Raw genomic sequence first — 17641 nt, forward strand, 5'->3', positions numbered from 1 at the left:
ATGGACCTCGCATGAACGACGAATTACCGCGCCCCGATCCCGATGCCCTGCTGCTCAATCACAGCGACAGCCATCGCGGTAAACTGAAAATCTACTTCGGCGCCTGTGCTGGCGTAGGGAAAACCTACGCCATGCTGCAGGAGGCGCAGCGCCTGCGTGCGCAGGGGCTGGACGTGCTGGCTGGCGTGGTCGAAACCCACGGCCGTGAAGAGACCGCCGCGCTACTGCAGGGGCTGGCGGTGCTGGCGCGGCGCGCCACCGGTCGGTCGCGCCATGCGGAATTCGACCTCGACGCCGCGCTGGCGCGCCATCCGGCGGTGATCCTGATGGATGAACTGGCGCACACTAACGTACAGGGCTCGCGCCATCCCAAGCGCTGGCAGGACATTGAAGAGCTGCTGGATGCCGGTATCGACGTGATTACCACCGTCAACGTGCAGCATCTGGAGAGCCTGAATGACGTGGTGGGCGGCGTCACCGGCATTCAGGTGCGCGAAACCGTACCCGATCCCTTTTTCGACAGCGCCGATGAAGTGGTGCTGGTGGATCTGCCGCCGGACGATCTGCGTCAGCGGCTGAAAGAGGGCAAAGTGTACGTCGGCGACCGCGCCGAGCGCGCCATCGAAAATTTCTTCCGCAAAGGCAACCTGTTCGCGCTGCGTGAACTGGCGCTGCGCCGCACGGCCGACCGGGTAGACGATCAGATGCGCGCCTGGCGCGATCAGCAGGGGCGCGACAAAGTGTGGCACACGCGCGACGCGATTCTGCTGTGCATCGGTGACGACACCGGCAGTGAAAAGCTGGTACGCACCGCCGCCCGTCTTGCTGCCCGTCTCGGCAGCGAGTGGCATGCGGTGTATGTGGAAACGCCGCGCCTCAACCGACTGCCGGAAGCGCAGAGGCGCGCCATTCTGCGCACGCTGCAGCTGGCGCAGGAGCTGGGCGCGGAAACCGCCACGCTGTCCGACCCGGACGAGGCGCGCGCGGTGCTGCGCTATGCGCGCGAGCACAATCTCGGCAAAATCGTCACCGGCCGGCAGCCGCAGCGGCGCTGGCGACGCGACAGCTTTGCCCAGCGTCTCGGCGAGCTGGGGCCGGAGCTCGACCTGCTGGTGGTGGCGCTGGATGAGCCGGTGCGCGATGTGCCAGCGGCCCTGAGCGGCCAGCGTGCCAGCGGCGAGAAATGGCGGCTGCACCTGCGCGGGTGTCTGATGGCGATCGCGCTGTGCGTACTGGTGACGCTGATTGGTCGCTGGTGGCTGGTGGAGTTTGATACCGCCAACGCGGTAATGATCTATCTGCTGGCGGTGGTGCTGGTGGCGCTGCGCTTTGGCCGCTGGCCGTCGGTATTCGCCACGGTAATCAATATTCTGGCCTTCGACCTGGTGTTTGTGGCCCCCACCGGCACGGTGGCGGTATCGGATCTGCAATACCTGGTGACCTTTGCGGTGATGCTGGCGGTCGGGGTGATTGTCGGCAATCTCACCGCCGGCGTGCGCTATCAGGCGCGGGTGGCGCGCTACCGTGAACAGCGCGCGCGCCATCTGTATGAGATGGCGAAATCGCTTGGCAGCGCGCTGACGCCGCAGGATATCGCTGCTACCAGCCAGCGCGTCATTGAGGTGACGCTGCAGGCGCGCAGCCAGCTGCTGCTGCCCGACGAACAGGGTGAGCTGCAGTCGGCGGGTGAAAGCACCATCGGGACGCCGCCCGACCTCGGCATCGCCAAATGGAGCTACAGCAAAGGGCAACCGGCCGGTGCCGGCACTGATACGTTACCGGCGGTGCCGTACCAGATTCTGCCGCTGAAAAGCGGGGCACACTGCCGCGGCCTGCTGGTGGTTGAGCCGGACAACCTGCGCCAGCTGATGATTCCCGAACAGCAGCGGCTGGTGGAGACCTTTACGGTGCTGATTGCCAACGCGCTGGAACGCATGGCGCTGTCGCACAGCGAAGCCGCGTCACGGCTGGCCGCCGAGCGCGAGCAGCTGCGTAATGCGCTGCTGTCGGCGCTGTCCCACGATCTGCGCACGCCGCTGACGGTGCTGTTTGGCCAGGCTGAGATGCTGATGCTGGACCTCGCCAGCGAACAGTCAAAATACGTTGGCCAGGCCAATCAGATTCGCGAACAGACGCTGAGCACCATCCGGCTGGTGAGCAACATGCTGGACATGGCGCGCATTCAGTCCGGCGGGCTGAACCTGCGCGAAGAGTGGGTGGCACTGGATGAGGTGATTGGCGGCGCGCTAAGCAGCATGGGACCGTCGCTGAAAGGGCACGACTTCACGCTGGATTTACCGCCGGAGCTGGTGCTGATCAAAGGCGACAGCGCGATGCTGGAGCGGGTGTTTACTAACCTGATCGAAAACAGCCTGAAGTATGCCGGCAATGCCGCGCAGCACGGCATTCGTGCCTGGCGCGATAAAACCCGGCTGGAGATCGCCGTATGGGATAACGGACCGGGCATTGCGCCGGAGAATCTGACGCGCATTTTTGACAAGTTTGCCCGCGGCGACAAGGAGTCGGCCGTGCCGGGCGTCGGGCTGGGGCTGGCCATCAGCAAAACCATTATTGAGTCGCATCGCGGACGCATCTGGGCGGAAAACCGGCCGCAGGGCGGGGCGGTGTTTCGCCTGTCGCTGCCGCTGCCGGCCGCGCCTGAAATTTCTGAAGAAGCACTGAAATAACTTCACATAAGTTCGGTTATACTCGATGGCTTGTCTGTTGATAAATGGGAACTTATGGAACGTTTTACCGAAAACCTGATGTATGCATCGCGCTGGCTGCTGGCACCGGTTTACATTGGACTTTCGCTGGGGCTGCTGGCGCTGACGGTTAAATTTTTTCAGGAAATTTTTCACCTGCTGCCCAACATTCTCAGCATCGCGGAAAACGATCTGATTCTGCTGCTGCTGTCGCTGGTGGACATGACGCTGGTTGGTGGCCTGCTGGTCATGGTGATGCTGTCCGGCTATGAGAACTTTGTCTCCAAGCTGGATATCGATGAAAGCAAAGAGAAGCTGAGCTGGCTCGGCAAGATGGATTCCGGCTCGCTGAAAAACAAAGTGGCAGCTTCGATTGTGGCGATCTCATCGATTCACCTGCTGCGTATTTTTATGGACGCGCGTAACGTCGCCAACGAAAAGTTGATGTGGTACGTAATCATCCACCTGACCTTCGTGCTGTCGGCCTTTGTGATGGGCTGGCTGGATAATATGTCGAAGGTTGAAAAGAAATCGTGACCTTCACGCATGAGCTGACCCATTGCACCAGGTGCGCATTAATGCGCACCCTGTAAAAAACCGCAGTGCCCCGTAGGGTCGCCATTCATGGCGACCTGGCCCCTTACCGCACCGGCTGCGTGCCGGTCAGCTGCGGCATCACGTCCCTGATCATCGCGAAAAAATGCTGCAGGCGGGCCGGATAATAACTGGCCCACGGGTAGGTCAGCCACACCGGCAGCGGCGGCGCCTGCCAGTCGGGCACCAGCTGCACCAGCGCGCCGCTGGCTAAATCCTCCTGCACCACCCATGACGACACAATCGCGGCGCCCATGCCCGCCAGCGCGGCTTTGCGCACCGCGTACAGGCTATCGCTGGCGAGGCGCGGGGCAATCGCCAGGTTGATCGGCTGGCCGTCGCTGAGACGCTGTAGCGCAATTTCGTTACGATAAAAACTGGTCAGCGCCAGCCACGGCAGCTGTGTCAGCTGGGTAACCTCTTTCACCGGCGCATGAGCCGCCAGCAGCGCCGGTGCCGCAACGACAAAGCGCGGCACTTCCGCCAGCAGCACCGCCACCACCGACGGATCGGTGGGCGCGCCGACCTGAATGGCGCAGTCAACGTTTTCACTGACAAAGTCCGGCGTGCGGTCGTTGAGCATCCACTCCACAGCCAGGCGCGGATAGCGCTGCAGATAATCCATCAGCGGTGCAATCAACTGATCCTGACCAAACGCATGCGGCGCACGCACGCGCAGCGTGCCGATCGGGTCGTCATTCGCGCCAGTTAACTCATCTTCCAGCGCGTGCCAGGTCGCCACCAGCTGCCGTGCCTGGGCATAGCAGCGCTCTCCGTCGTCGGTGAGTTTCAGCGCATGGGTGGTACGTAAAATCAGTTTCAGGCCGAGCCGCTGTTCCAGCGCCTGCAGACGGCGACTCACGGTGGGCTGGGTGGTGCCGAGCTGCGCCGCGGCCGCCGACAGCGAGCCGCTTTCAACAATGCGGATAAACGTCTGCATCAGTTCGATGCGGTCAACGCTGGTGAGTGTGCTCATACGTAGCCTGCATAACAGTTCTGTGTCATAGCAGTCTACCGCGTATGGCCGCAACGCGCTTTAATAAGCGCATCATCACAGGGGAAAACCACTATGTCTGCCATGTCTCAATCTTCTGCCATGCCTGCTGAAAAGCTGCCGGCGCCGCTGGTGTTTACGCTGGCGGCCGGTGCCGGTCTCAGCGTGGCATCGATTTACTACAGCCAGCCGATGCTGGATATCATCAGTAAACAGTTCAATGTGGGCATTGGCAGCGTTGGTATGGTACCAATGCTGACCCAGGCCGGTTACGCGCTGGGGATTCTGCTGCTGGCCCCGCTCGGTGACCGCCACGATCGCCGCACCATCATTCTGGTTAAAGGCTTGCTGCTGGTCGCCGCGCTGCTGCTGTGTGGCTTTTCCGGCGGCATCAATGCGTTGCTGATCGCCAGCTTTGTTACCGGATTAACCGCTACCGTGGCGCAGGACATAGTGCCGGCGTCGGCGGCGCTGGCACCGGAGCGCAGCCGTGGCAAAACCGTCGGCACAGTGATGACCGGGCTGCTGGTCGGCATTCTGCTGTCGCGCGTGGTGAGCGGCGTGGTGGCGGAGTATCTGGGCTGGCGCACCATGTACATGATGGCGGCGGCGGCGGTGCTGCTGAGCAGTCTGGCGCTGTGGCGCGCGCTGCCGCGCTTTACGCCGGGCACCACGGTGAGCTATCCGCGTCTGCTGCTGTCGCTGGCGCATCTGTGGCAGCATCACCAGACGCTGCGCCGCGCGGCGCTGGCGCAGGGCCTGCTGTCGGTAAGTTTTAGCGCCTTCTGGTCTACCCTGGCGCTGATGCTGAGCGATCGCTTCCATCTCGACAGCGCCGTGGCAGGGGCCTTCGGTCTGGCCGGTGCCGCCGGGGCGCTGGCCGCGCCGCTGGCGGGCAGTTTTGCCGACCGCATCGGCCCGGCGCGTGTCACCCAGTATGGCGCCACGCTGGTGATGGTGTCGTTTGCCCTGATGTTCCTGCTGCCGGTGCTGCCGGTGCCGGCGCAGCTTGGCCTGATTATCCTCAGCACCATCGGCTTTGACCTTGGCGTGCAGGCCACGCTGGTGGCGCATCAGACGCTGGTCTACAGCCTGGCGCCGGAAGCGCGCAGCCGCCTCAATGCGCTGATGTTCACCGTGGTGTTTATCGGTATGGCGACCGGCGCGGCGCTCGGTAGCCTGGCGCTGGCCCATTTCGGCTGGAATGGCGTGGTCAGCCTTGCGACGGCTGCCGCTGTGCTTGCGCTGCTGATTCGCCTCGCCAGTCGCCATCTGCAAAACTAATTCACGATCCTGTGCCAGGCTTAAAGGAGAATGTTATTTAAAAACGGAGCGTTATGAACTTCCTGGCCTGGACCGCCCTCACTGGCGGTCTGCTACTTTTGATGTCACTGGCTTCCGGCTGGATTCACCGGGGGCCGGTGACGTCGTTTGGTCTCTACCTGTTCGCGGGCATTCTGTGCGGCCCGTGGATGCTTAATCTGCTGCAAATCGACATTATCGGCCACGCCGAGCTCGCCGCCCATATCACCGAAATCACCATGGCCGCCTCGCTGTTTATCACCGGGCTCAAGCTGCGTCTGCCGATGAGTGCGCACGCGTGGCGCGTCGGGCTGCGGCTGGCATTCCCGGCGATGCTGCTGACCGTCGGCGGCATGGCCTGCCTGATTCACTGGATTACCGGCTTTGGCTGGCCGCTGTCGCTGGCGTTTGGTGCCATTGTTGCCCCGACCGACCCGGTGCTTGCCAGCCTGATCTCCGTTAACGATGCGCGCGATGACGATGCGCTGCGCGTGGCGCTCTCCAGCGAGGCCGGCATGAACGATGGTTCAGCGCTGCCGCTGCTGATGCTGGCGCTGCTGATGATGCATCCGGGCGCCTTCAGTCTCGAGCTGCTGGGCGGCTGGGCAGCGCGCGATGTGCTGTGGGCGATTGGCGGCGGGCTGGCGATTGGTTACCTGCTCGGCCGGCTGATCGGCCAGCTGGCGACCCATCTGCGCAGCGCGCATCACGACGTGGCCCCAAATGATTTCCTCGCGCTGGCGCTGATCGCCCTGAGCTACGCGGCGGCGCAGTCGGTGGATGCGTCTGGCTTTCTTGCCACCTTTGCAGCAGGCGTCGGCTTGCGCCGCGCCGAGCTGCGCGTGACCAAACGCTTTCCGCTGGAAGATCTGCCGGAAGAGAAGCGCTACCTGCCGGCAGAAGTGCTGGTCAATCCTAACCAGCGTCTGAAGCAGCAGGGCGGCAGCCCGGTAAAATCGGTCGGCCTGGTGGTCGGCGATGCGCTGTCGTTTGGTGATACTATCGAACGCCTGCTGGCGGCAGCGATGATGGTGGTGCTGGGCATCACGCTGGCGCATCACTGGAATCTCACCGGCATCGGCCTGGCGTTGCTGCTGTTTGTGGTGGTGCGGCCGCTGGCGGTATGGCTGACCACCTGGCGCTGCGAAATGCCGTTTATGCGGCGGATGCTGATTGGCTGGCTGGGGATTCGCGGCATCGGCAGTATCAATTATATTGCTTATGCCTGGGTGCATGGCCTGCAGGGCCCGCAGGCGGAACAGATGATGGACATGGCGCTGACGCTGGTGGTGTGCAGCATTGTGCTGCACGGCATCACGGTGACGCCGCTACTGAACTGGCGTGCTGCCCGGCAGGCGGCACGCACGCAGCAAGACGAAACGTGATTTTCTGGAAATAACGGGAGCTTATTATGAAAGCATTGCTTATCGCCCTGGTAGGGCTGTCGCTGTCCGCCAGCGCGCTGGCGGATGATACGGATGCCGACGCGCAGGAGAATATCTACGCCAGCCAGCTGTGCCACATTGTTAGCGGGGAGCAGAAAACCGGTGACATGCAGAGCTACACTGAGAAAATGAAGTCACAGCTGGCGGCCAGCCAGTCACCGTCGGCCATGAACAAGCCCTCCTTCAACGAGGAAACCGCGCAGGAAGTGGTCAACGGCTGGCTGGAGCTGGGCGAAGAAGAGCGGGCGAAGCTGCGTCACGATCAGCAGCAGTGCGAGCAGACGGTGATGACTCAATTCCAGCAGCAGGATTAATTTTCCCTTCTCTTCGTGAATACGCGCCTTTTCTGGCGCGTTTTTTTATGGCTTTTTTGTACGAAATGCGTACATTATCGCCAGATTGAAACAGGACCTGCATCACATAATGAGACGCCGCCTCCGGGCTGGCGCATTTTCCATACCGGCTACTGGGCAAGATGATTACACGGCGTCGTTTTCTGTTGGCTAGCGGAGCAACCGTACTCTCCATGACGGCGGGCAAACTGTTTGCCCGGGATGACATTATTCCGCTCTGGCCGGACGACCCACCGGGCGGCGGCGGTCCGTCTGGCCTGCTGAAAGTCAGCGCTAACGGTTCGTGGACCAATATTGTTTCTCCCGCCATTCAGCGCTTTCGTCCGGAGAATCCCAACGGCGAAGCGGTGATCGTTGCGGCTGGTGGCGGCTACCGTTTTATCGGCATGGGGCGCGAAGCCTGGCCGGTCGCGCGCTGGCTTAATGCCAACGGGTATACTGCCTACGTGCTGAGCTACCGACTGCCGGGTGAAAAGTGGCAGGCCGGCAGAATGGCGCCGCTGCAGGATGCGCAGCGCGCGATTCGCATGGTGCGCGCGATGGAAAACAAGGTGCACCTGCTGGGCTTTTCGGCCGGCGGCCATCTGCTCGGCATGGCGGCAGCGCGGCCTGACTTCGTCACCTATTCACCGCAGGATTCGCTGGATGACATCCGGCCAACCGCAGACAGCGTCGGGCTGATTTACCCGGTTATCACCCTTGAAGCGCCATATCAGCACACCCGTACTCATCAGATGATCGTGGGCAATGACGCCACGCCGACCCAGGAAGCCAACTGGTCAGTGCAAAATTACGTTACCCGTGCCTATCCGCCAACCTTTCTGGCGCAGGCGGAGGACGATCATACCTCCAACCCTCATAACACCGAGCTGATGCGCGACGCCTGCCGCCGTATGCGCGTGCCGGTTGAGCTGATCGAACTGAGCAGCGGTGGCCATGGCTTTGGCCTCGGTAAAGCCGGCACCCCCGCCGCGCTGTGGGACCAGGCGTATGTCCGCTGGCTGGATAAGCTGGGTTAAGGTGTGATGGGCTGCGGTCGCCATGAATGGCGACCCTACAGCAGCGTGACGCGCTGTTTTGTAGGGTGCGCATTCATGCGCACCTGGATGCTCGCATGGTCACCGTTTTTTGGTCGCCATGAATGGCGCCCCTGCAGCAGCGTGACGCGCTGTTTTGTAGGGTGCGCATTCATGCGCACCTGGATGCTCGCCTGGTCACCGTTTTTTGGTCGCCATGAATGGCGCCCCTGCAGCAGCGTGACGCGCTGTTTTGTAGGGTGCGCATTCATGCGCACCTGGATGCTCGCCTGGTCACCGTTTTTTGGTCGCCATGAATGGCGCCCCTGCAGCAGTATGATGCGCTATTTTGTAGGGTGCGCATTCATGCGCACCTGGTTCACGTCAGATTAAAATACCGGTCCGGCTGGCTCGCTGCCGGCAGCGGGAAATCGTTGTTCATCGCTTTCAGATTGCGTTCGATATTCACGCACAGCGCGTCCAGCGGCAGATGATTGGGCGCGGTGCCGAACGGATCTTCCAGCTCCTCCGCCAGCGACTCCAGCGACAAAAAGGTGTACGAAATAAACACCGATACCAGCGGCGTCATCAGGTGCAAATCCGCCACCAGCGCAAACGGCAGCAGGGTGCAGAACAGATACACCGTGCGGTGCAGAATCAGGCTGTAGGCGAAGGGAATCGGTGTGCTGGCCAGCCGGTCGCAGCCACCCAGATACGCCGACAGATGATTGAGGTTGTCATCAATACTCTGCCAGACGATATCCGTCACTAATCCCTCATCACGCCGCTGCGCCAGCCATTCGCCCATGCATAACATGATTTGCGAGGTCGGCATCGGATGGCCGAGCACCGCGGCGTGCCACGCGGGCGGCAGCAGCCGCTGCAGATCGGGCTGGGCATCGGTTTTACGCAGCCGGTGTTTCAGGCTCCAGCTAAATGCCAGCTGCAGCCCGATAAACTCCTGCACCTGTTCCGCACGCAGTCCGCGCAGCGTTTTCACCTGGCGCAGCAGCGAGCGCTGAGTAATGTGCATATTGCCCCACAGCGTGCGCGCCTCGATAAAGCGCGCGTAGCTGGCGTTATTGCGAAAGCCAAGAAAGATAGCTATCGACACGCCAATCAGGCTGAACGGCGCGGTGGTCAGGTGAATGCCGAGCGTGGAATACCAGGGATAACCCAGAATGGCGATCACTGACATCAGCAGGTTAAGCGACAGGCGGAACGCAATGCGAGACAGCACTGAGCCATGCCAGTCAAACAACCGGAGAAACCAGTGTTGATGAGGACGTACGATCATTTTGCGATGGTGTTTTTTATGATTTTGTCGCCACAGATTACGCCCGTCGCAGGCGCAGAATCAACGCCGGTGAGCCGCTGTTTTACCAGCAAAAACGCTGCGCTTTGGCTAATTAATCTATTTAAATCAAGCTTCTAAAAACGCTTTGAACAAGTTGTAAAATTCTTTGCGTTATCTCTTTGTCCGCGCTTTCTCTAAAGTTTATTCCAGCAGCACAACACACAAATTTAAAACCACTTTAGAGGAAAGTATCATGTCTAAACTCGACCTGCTTGACCCACAGAACTCAACCCTGATCTTCATCGACCATCAGCCACAGATGGCGTTTGGTGTCGCCAATATTGACCGCCAGCAGCTCAAAAATAACACCGTCGCCCTGGCGAAAGCGGGGAAAATTTTCGACGTGCCGGTGATTTATACCTCGGTAGAAACGGAAAGCTTCAGCGGCTACATCTGGCCAGAACTGCTGGCGGTGCACCCGGAATCGAAGCCGATTGAGCGTACCTCCATGAACTCCTGGGAAGACGCGAAATTTGTCGAGGCGGTAGAGAAAACCGGCCGCAAAAAACTGATCATCTCGGCGCTGTGGACCGAAGTGTGCCTGACTTTCCCGGCCCTGATGGCGCTGAAAGCCGGTTACGAAGTGTATGTGGTGACCGATACCTCCGGCGGCACCAGTGTTGATGCGCACGAACGTTCCGTGCAGCGCATGGTGCAGGCGGGTGCGGTGCCGGTGACCTGGCAGCAGGTGCTGCTGGAGTACCAGCGCGACTGGTCACGCAAAGAGACCTACGATGCAGTGATGGATCTGGTGCGTGAGCACAGCGGTGCCTACGGCATGGGCGTCGACTACGCCTACACCATGGTGCACAAAGCGCCGCAGCGTCAGGGCTGATTCAGCGGTAGTGCGGCAGGCGGGTTTTCAATGCGTCGATAAACAGCCGCAGCGCCATCGACTGATGCCGGTTCGGCGGGAACCACAGCGCGATTCCCGCCGACTGAATGCGCCAGTCGGCCAGCAGCTCCACTAATTTCCCCTGCTGCAGTGCCTCGCTAACGTACAGCGAAGGCACGAACGCAATCCCTGAACCGTTGATGGCCGCGCGTGCCATCAGCGCGTTATTGTCTAACGTCAGCGTACCCGGCACGTCAATCTCCAGACTTTCCTCCGCACTCTGATACTCCCAGCGATAGCGTTTGCCCCCGGGCAGGCGATGACGAATACACTGCTGCTGCAGTAAATCCTGCGGCTGACGCACCGGCGCGTGCACCGCCAGATAGTCGGGCGAGGCTACGGTAACGAAGGTCAGCGGGCCGCCAAGCGCAATAGCCACCATATCCTGCGGCACATCTTCAATCAGCCGGATGCCGGCATCAAACCCGGCGGCGGTGATATCTACCAGCGCGCCCTGGGCGGCGAAATCAAGCTGAATACCGGGATAGCGCGCGCTGAACTCGGGCACCACCTGATCCAGCAGCAGGCCAATCACCACATCGCTGGCGCTGATGCGCAGCGTACCGTACTGCTGCTGGCGGCTCAGGCTGACGTCGTGCAGCACCTCATCCATCTGATTGAGCAGCGGCCCGAGACGCTGTAATAGCTGCTCACCGGCGTCGGTCAGCGACACGCTGCGTGTGGTGCGCTGAAACAGCTGCACGCCGAGGTTGTGCTCCAGCGTTTTCACCAGGTGGCTGAGCGAAGAGCGCTTCAGGCCAAGCAGCTCGGCGGCGCGCCGAAAGCTGCGCTGCTCGCCCAGCGTTTTGATCGCCTGCAGTTCGTGCCAGGAAGGGCGTTTCATTGGTGGTATTTCCTCACCAGGTCATGTGCAATTGGGGAGATTATGACCACCAGTAAAGCGATCTATCATCAGGTTTTCAACATGAGGAGCGCAAAATGAAAACCTGGTTAATTACCGGTGCCAGCAGCGGACTGGGCCGACTGATGAGTGAACGTTTACTTGAGCGCGGCGATCGCGTGGTGGCAACGGTGCGCCGCGAGCAGGCGCTGGCCGATTTGCAGCAGCAATATGGCGATCGGCTGCTGGTGATGCGGCTGGATCTGGCCGAAACGGCCAGTATCGCACCGGCCATCGCCAGCGCCTTTGCCCGCGTCGGGCGTATTGATGTGGTGGTAAGCAACGCCGCTTACGGTCTGTTTGGCGCGGCGGAAGAGCTCAGCGACGCGCAGATTGCACGCCAGATCGCCACCAATCTCACCGGCTCGATCCAGCTGATTCGCGCCGTCATCCCGCATTTGCGCCAGCAGGGCGGGGGCCGCATTGCGCAGATCTCGTCCGAGGGCGGCCAGGTGGCGTATCCCAATTTCAGCCTGTATCACGCCAGCAAATGGGGCATTGAAGGTTTTGTCGAAGCGGTGCGCCAGGAAGTCGCCAGCTTTGGCATCGAACTGCTGCTGGTAGAGCCGGGCCCGACCGTCACCAACTTCGCCAGCGGGCTGGATATCGCCGCGCCGCTCGACGCCTATCGTGATAACGCATCCGGTCAGTTCCGTCGGGCGATTGAAGCGGGTGACTTTGCTATATTGGGTGATGCTGGAAAATGCGTGACGGCCACGCTGGCGACGCTGGATCAGGAAACGATGCCGCTGCGGCTGGCGCTGGGCAGCACGGCCTATCAGCACATCGAAGCCGCGCTGGAAGCCCGGCTGGCAGAACTGCGAACGCAGAAAGCGCTGGCGTTTGGCGCGGATGCGTAAGTCCGTTGCTGCGGCAAAATCCTGACCGGGAAACCGGCATCAGAACAGCAGGCTGTGCGCCGTGGCGCGCAGCGCAATGCCGAGCAAAATGCCGGGCACGGCGAAGCGGAACAGGCGCGGAAAACGGCTGGAGAGCCCGAGGAAAATGCCGATGCCGGGCAGGTCGAAGGTCTGAATCAGCAGGCCTGCCGAGACGTTGATGTTGTGCGCACTGTACTGCCCCTGTTCGACCAGACCGGCAACCACGCCGTAATAGGCGGTGCCGCCGGCCAGGCATTTGGTCAGCGCGGGCAGCACATACACCTCGGCGATATGCTGTTTGTGTAACAGCGGTGCCAGCAGCTGCGTCAGCAGCTCAATGGCGCCGGCACTCTTCAGGATGCCCACCACCGACAAGGAAAGGATCAGCATCGGCAGCGAACCGAGCGCAAGGCGAATGGCGTCGGCACCCGAGGTGTTGATGATGGCGATCAGCCCCGGCTTCGCGTCGCTGTTCTCCACGCCCTGGTCTTCATCGCGCAGCGCGACGTCGGAAAGTTTACGGGCAAAAAAGTGATAGGTTGAGGCGGCCGCCAGCACGCCGCCGCTGATGGAGAACAGCAGCGCGGCGCTCCAGTTGAGCCCGTCAGGAATCAGCGGATAAAAGGCATTGGCCTGGCCCATCGCAAACAGCATCGCCAGCGTGGCTGCCATGTGGCGGTCTGACGTGCCGCGCTTCTCCATGATCGCCAGCGCGGCGAGCGGTGCGGCAAAACTGACAAAATTTAACTGGATGAGTGCGAACAGCGCCAGGCCGGTAATCCCCAGCGGCTTCAGTAACGGCGTGGCGTGGCGCACGACAAAATCCAGCACGCCTTTCACTTCGAGGTATTTCATGATGAATAGCATCACCACCATGATGGGAATCAGGGTATAAAGCGCGACGTCGACCGCGGCTTTGCCCGACTCCATAATTATGCTGATGATATTCACGTGCTCACGTCGTCCCGTTACCGCAAAACGCTGGCCGCCGGGCCAGCAAAGCAAAAATCATAGCGGGTATGCGCGCTGTTGAGTAGTCAGCAAACAAAAAAGCCCCCAGGCGGGGGCTGCGATGATGGCGCTGAAGCGGTGTTAGCGCATGGTGACGAACTCTTCCGCCGCCGTCGGGTGAATCGCCACGGTGTTGTCGAAGTCTTTTTTGGTGGCACCCATTTTCAGCGCCACCGCGAAGCCCTGCAGCATCTCATCCATGCCATTGCCGATACCGTGAATACCCACAATCTTCTCTTCCGGCCCCACGCATACCAGCTTCATGCGGCACGGCTGGCGGTGCTGGGTTACCGCGGTATACATGGCGGTGAACGACGATTTGTACACTTTTACCTGGTCGTCGCCATACTGCTCACGCGCCTGCGGCTCGGTCAGACCGACGGTGCCAATCGGTGGATGGCTGAACACCACGGTGGGAACGTTGCTGTAGTCGAGATGCTCGTCCGGCTTGTTATTAAACAGGCGTTCGGACAGGCGACGGCCTGCCGCCACGGCCACCGGCGTCAGCTCGACCGCACCGGTGTTATCACCCACCGCATAGATGCCTTTGACGTTGGTGTTCTGGAACTTGTCGACCTGAATGTAGCCTTTGTCATTCAGCGCCACACCGGTCACCGCCAGGTTGAGGTTATCGGTAGCGGGCTCGCGGCCAATTGCCCACACCAGGCAATCCACCGTCTGCTGCTGGCCGTTTTCCAGCTGCAGCGTCAGGCTGCCGTCAGCATTCCTGATCACCGCTTTCGGGATCGATTCGGTGTGCAGCGTCGGACCTTCCGCCCGCATCACTTCTACCAGTGTCTCAACAATCAGCGGGTCGAAGCTGCGCAGCGGCGCATGCTGGCGCACAAACAGGTGAGTTTCTGCGCCCAGCGCATTCACCACGCCGGCCAGCTCTACCGCAATATAGCCTGCGCCTACCACCGCAACGCGTTTTGGCAGCGCCTCCAGCTCAAAGAAGCCGTCGGAATCGATGCCGTACTCTGCGCCCGGCACCTTTGGATGGCTGGGACGCCCGCCGGTGGCGATCAGGATATGGTCGGCAGTAATGGTCTCGCCGTTCACTTCCACCGTGTGGGCATCGACAAAGCGCGCGAACCCTTTGATCACTTCCACCTGGTTTTTACCCAGCACGTTGTCGTATGAGGTGTGGATACGGTCGATGTAGGCGCTGCGATTTTTCACCAGCGTTGACCAGTCAAAGCGATTAACGGTGGTATCAAAGCCGTAATCCGGACCGTACAGGTGAATTGCTTCGGCGATTTGTGCCGCATGCCACATCACTTTCTTCGGTACACAGCCGACGTTGACGCAGGTGCCGCCCAGCTCTTTCGCTTCGATCAGCGCGCACTTCTGGCCATACATCGCCGCACGGTTAATGGAGGCGATACCGCCGCTGCCGCCGCCAATGGCGAGGTAATCAAAATGTCTGGTCATCCGTTGTGTCCATCTGTTGGAGGAAAACTGGCATAGAGTGTAACGCCGCTTCAGTTACCGGCGCAAAGTTTGCACCTATGTATGTAATAGGGTTGAATGCCGGCAAGGGGTTGGCTTAAAGGAACTTATCATGCACCTGACATTTCTTGGTACCGGCGCGGGCGCGCCCAGCCTGCAGCGCAACGTCACGGCCATTGCGCTGACGCTGTCGAAGCGCGGCGAGACCTGGCTGTTCGACTGTGGCGAAGCGACGCAGCATCAGTTTATGCGATCGGCGCTTAAGCCCGGCAAGCTGGAAAAAATCTTTATTACCCATTTGCATGGCGATCACATCTTTGGCCTGCCGGGTCTGCTCACCAGCCGTTCGATGGCGGGCCTGACCGAGCCGATGACGCTGTACGGTCCGAAAGGATTGCGCCAGTTTGTCGACACCGCGCTCAGCCTGAGTGGCTCTTATACCGGCTATCCACTGGAGATTGTCGAGATCGAAGCCGGTCCGGTGCTGGATAACGGTGAGTTTCGCGTCACTGCTTATGCGCTGAACCACGTGGTCGAGTGCTATGGCTACCGCATCGAACAGCATGATAAGCCAGGCTTCCTTGACGCACCGCGCCTGAAGGCGGAAGGCGTGCCGCGCGGCCCGTGGTATCAGGATCTGAAACAGGGCAAACGCATCACGCTGGAAGATGGCCGCGAGATCAACGGCGCCGACTATCTTGGCCCGGCCACCAAAGGCAAAGTGCTGGCGATCTTCGGCGATACCGGCCCCACCGAGGTGGCGTTGCAGCTGGCGGCGAACGCCGATGTGATGGTGCATGAAACCACGCTGGAAGCGGCGATGGCGGAAAAAGCCAACGGGCGCGGCCACTCCACTACGGTGCAGGCGGCCAGCGTGGCACAGCGCGCTGGCGCAAAACGCATGATCGCGACGCACTTTAGCTCGCGCTATTTGTCACAGGATCGGGAAAGGCTGCTGGCTGAGTGCCAGTCGGTGTTTCCGGCCACCGAACTGGCGCATGATTTTGCGATATTTGAGGTTTAGCGCTTATTCCGGCACGATTTGCGTCACGCTGTAGTGACCGGTGCCGGCGGGCACCAGTTTCTGGTGCAGCCACGGCAGCAGCTCTTCCATCTGCGCCTTCAGCTTCCACGGCGGGTTGATGACAATCATCCCGGACGCGGTCATGCCGCGCTGATCGCTGTCCGGACGCACTGCCAGCTCGATCTGCAGAATATTGCGAATGCCGGTGGCTTCCAGATCCTTCAGCATGTGCTTGATTTGCTGGCGCAACACCACCGGATACCACAGTGCATAGACGCCGGTGGCGAAACGTTTGTGACCTTCCTGAATGCCTTTCACCACATCCTGATAATCGCTTTTCATTTCGTACGGCGGGTCGATAAGGATCAGGCCGCGACGGGTCGGTGGCGGCAGTTTGGCCTTCAGCTGCTGATAACCATCCGCGCGTTCAACGCGGGCGCGCGCATCTTTACTGAACTCACTGCGCAGCAGCGGGTAATCGGTCGGATGCAGTTCGGTGAGCTGCAGCTTATCTTCGTCGCGCAGCAGATGGCGGGCGATCAGCGGCGAGCCAGGGTAATAGCGCAGCGTACCGGTTGGGTTGAGGTTGCGAATCGCCGCCAGATAGGGCTTCAGCAGCGCCGGTGCGTCCGGCTGTTGCCAGATGCGCGCAATGCCTTCCAGATATTCGCCGGTACGTTCGGCGTGCTCACCGCTCAGCTGGTAACGTCCGGCACCGGCGTGGGTGTCCAGATAGAGGAAAGGTTTCTCCTTCTCCATCAGGGCGGTGAGGATCAGGCTTTCAACGGTGTGTTTCAGCACGTCGGCGTGGTTGCCGGCATGAAAACTGTGGCGATAACTCAGCATAAAAAAGAGGGGTCCGCGGTTGGATCAATGAAGTCGAATAGATCGTGTGTGGCGCGATTATAGCCGCGCCGCATAAAAATTGCTGACGTTTTACCATCCGCTTAAGTTTTCAGCGCCCGGGTCGCTTTAGCGGAATGCGACCGGTCTGGTAGAGAACTAATTTCACGTAGGGATAATTCGACTCTCGAAATTTTACCGCAGATTAAGTAAGTTAGTAGCCGAAAACGAAGCGGTCGCGAGCGAAATGCCAGGAATGCGTCTCTGGCAAGGAAACTTTTCGGCCATGGCCGTATAATTTTTTGCTTCAAGCATCCTTAATAACTCCTGGTGACAATAATGAAAAAAATGACTGGTATCGCGGTGGCAAGCCTGCTGGCACTGGCCGGCTGCGCGAAACAACAGCCTGTTCATAGCCTGGTAACGCCGCCCGCCGCCGAAGCTCAGCCGATGGCTGAATCCGCTGCACGGCCTGACGGCCAGCCGTTTGTAACCGAAGCGCCAGCCCAGCCGGCCGCTGCCTCGTTCGCTGACGATCGCGCCAGCAACATTCAGCAGTGCCGTAAAGAGCTGGATGCGATGCGCCTCTACAGCCAGGCGTCTTACGACAGCTACCAGGCGGAGTTCCAGAAAATTGGCGCGCAGACCAACAAATATCTGCAGATTAAAGATTCGATCGGCGCGGATATTAACGATTTAGTCATGCCGCGCTATCAGTTCCAGATCCGTGAACTGTGCTTCCGCATTAAAACCCGTCTGTCACAGCTGATTATTCGCCAGGCCGGTTAACAATAACGGCGCAAGCCGACCCCTTTTTTAACAGCGCGACAACCTCGCGCGGTGGATGGCTTCATCTCAATTAACATAT

General features: G+C 60.4%; 17 protein-coding genes. 10 read left to right on the forward strand and 7 right to left on the reverse strand.

All coding sequences use genetic code 11. From position 1 onward, the window contains the following. Window positions 1-11 precede the first annotated feature (11 nt). Together kdpD and H7K56_RS17815 are read left to right on the forward strand one after the other, a co-directional pair. Window positions 12-2687, forward strand: a complete 2676-nt coding sequence (gene kdpD, locus H7K56_RS17810) for a two-component system sensor histidine kinase KdpD (protein ID WP_182689035.1) — start codon at window positions 12-14, stop codon at window positions 2685-2687. A 54-nt stretch (window positions 2688-2741) separates the two neighbouring features. Continuing rightward, window positions 2742-3242, forward strand: a complete 501-nt coding sequence (locus tag H7K56_RS17815; protein ID WP_021507874.1) for a TIGR00645 family protein — start codon at window positions 2742-2744, stop codon at window positions 3240-3242. Between the two features lie 103 nt (window positions 3243-3345). On the opposite strand, the gene H7K56_RS17820 is transcribed toward H7K56_RS17815, so the two are convergent. Next, complete coding sequence (locus H7K56_RS17820) at window positions 3346-4275, reverse strand: LysR family transcriptional regulator (protein WP_021507873.1); 930 nt, start codon at window positions 4273-4275, stop codon at window positions 3346-3348. A gap of 93 nt (window positions 4276-4368) precedes the next feature. On the opposite strand from H7K56_RS17820, the gene H7K56_RS17825 reads away from it, so the two are divergent. From H7K56_RS17825 to H7K56_RS17840, 4 genes are all read left to right on the forward strand, one after another. Further along, the gene (locus tag H7K56_RS17825) at window positions 4369-5577 is read left to right on the forward strand and encodes an MFS transporter (protein ID WP_031279767.1); all 1209 of its coding nucleotides are present in this window, start codon (window positions 4369-4371) and stop codon (window positions 5575-5577) included. A 53-nt stretch (window positions 5578-5630) separates the two neighbouring features. Continuing rightward, entirely contained in the window at window positions 5631-6980 is a 1350-nt protein-coding gene (locus H7K56_RS17830) for a cation:proton antiporter (protein ID WP_150360783.1), read from the forward strand. A 26-nt stretch (window positions 6981-7006) separates the two neighbouring features. After that, window positions 7007-7354, forward strand: coding sequence for a hypothetical protein (locus H7K56_RS17835; RefSeq protein ID WP_021507870.1), 348 nt, complete (start codon window positions 7007-7009; stop codon window positions 7352-7354). 161 nt (window positions 7355-7515) lie between these two features. Further along, a complete protein-coding gene (locus H7K56_RS17840) occupies window positions 7516-8412 on the forward strand; it encodes an alpha/beta hydrolase (protein WP_058770928.1) in 897 nt (298 codons plus the stop codon). A 35-nt stretch (window positions 8413-8447) separates the two neighbouring features. On the opposite strand, the gene H7K56_RS17845 is transcribed toward H7K56_RS17840, so the two are convergent. Both H7K56_RS17845 and H7K56_RS17850 read right to left on the reverse strand, forming a co-directional pair. Further along, window positions 8448-8681 carry a hypothetical protein gene (locus H7K56_RS17845; protein WP_182689036.1) on the reverse strand — a complete coding sequence of 78 codons (234 nt, stop codon included), beginning with the start codon at window positions 8679-8681 and terminating at the stop codon, window positions 8448-8450. Window positions 8682-8788: 107 nt separating this feature from the next. Then, the gene (locus H7K56_RS17850; protein WP_150360782.1) at window positions 8789-9706 is read right to left on the reverse strand and encodes a bestrophin family protein; all 918 of its coding nucleotides are present in this window, start codon (window positions 9704-9706) and stop codon (window positions 8789-8791) included. 253 nt (window positions 9707-9959) lie between these two features. Between H7K56_RS17850 and H7K56_RS17855 the strand changes: the two genes are divergently transcribed. Continuing rightward, window positions 9960-10601 carry a hydrolase gene (locus H7K56_RS17855; RefSeq protein WP_021508093.1) on the forward strand — a complete coding sequence of 214 codons (642 nt, stop codon included), beginning with the start codon at window positions 9960-9962 and terminating at the stop codon, window positions 10599-10601. A 1-nt stretch (window position 10602) separates the two neighbouring features. Here the strand turns inward: H7K56_RS17855 and H7K56_RS17860 are convergent, their stop codons facing one another. Continuing rightward, window positions 10603-11505, reverse strand: coding sequence for a LysR substrate-binding domain-containing protein (locus H7K56_RS17860; protein WP_150360781.1), 903 nt, complete (start codon window positions 11503-11505; stop codon window positions 10603-10605). Between the two features lie 95 nt (window positions 11506-11600). Here H7K56_RS17860 and H7K56_RS17865 point away from each other — a divergent pair, with 95 nt between their 5' ends. Further along, window positions 11601-12422 carry an SDR family oxidoreductase gene (locus H7K56_RS17865; RefSeq protein ID WP_150360780.1) on the forward strand — a complete coding sequence of 274 codons (822 nt, stop codon included), beginning with the start codon at window positions 11601-11603 and terminating at the stop codon, window positions 12420-12422. Between the two features lie 39 nt (window positions 12423-12461). Here the strand turns inward: H7K56_RS17865 and H7K56_RS17870 are convergent, their stop codons facing one another. Further along, window positions 12462-13394 carry a nucleoside recognition domain-containing protein gene (locus H7K56_RS17870; protein ID WP_150360779.1) on the reverse strand — a complete coding sequence of 311 codons (933 nt, stop codon included), beginning with the start codon at window positions 13392-13394 and terminating at the stop codon, window positions 12462-12464. A gap of 141 nt (window positions 13395-13535) precedes the next feature. After that, window positions 13536-14888: a glutathione-disulfide reductase gene (gorA, locus tag H7K56_RS17875; protein ID WP_150360778.1), complete on the reverse strand. Its 1353-nt coding sequence runs from the start codon at window positions 14886-14888 to the stop codon at window positions 13536-13538. A gap of 130 nt (window positions 14889-15018) precedes the next feature. Between gorA and rnz the strand changes: the two genes are divergently transcribed. After that, window positions 15019-15930, forward strand: coding sequence for a ribonuclease Z (gene rnz, locus H7K56_RS17880; protein WP_059012345.1), 912 nt, complete (start codon window positions 15019-15021; stop codon window positions 15928-15930). A gap of 3 nt (window positions 15931-15933) precedes the next feature. Here rnz and H7K56_RS17885 read toward each other — a convergent pair whose 3' ends face one another. Then, entirely contained in the window at window positions 15934-16776 is an 843-nt protein-coding gene (locus H7K56_RS17885; protein WP_021508100.1) for a 23S rRNA (adenine(2030)-N(6))-methyltransferase RlmJ, read from the reverse strand. A gap of 336 nt (window positions 16777-17112) precedes the next feature. On the opposite strand from H7K56_RS17885, the gene H7K56_RS23200 reads away from it, so the two are divergent. Next, a complete protein-coding gene (locus H7K56_RS23200) occupies window positions 17113-17562 on the forward strand; it encodes a YuaE family lipoprotein (RefSeq protein WP_206543653.1) in 450 nt (149 codons plus the stop codon). The last annotated feature ends 79 nt before the right edge of the window (window positions 17563-17641 follow it).

It is taken from the genome of Pantoea dispersa, from assembly GCF_014155765.1.
In the GTDB taxonomy this organism is placed as follows: Bacteria; Pseudomonadota; Gammaproteobacteria; order Enterobacterales; family Enterobacteriaceae; genus Pantoea; species Pantoea dispersa.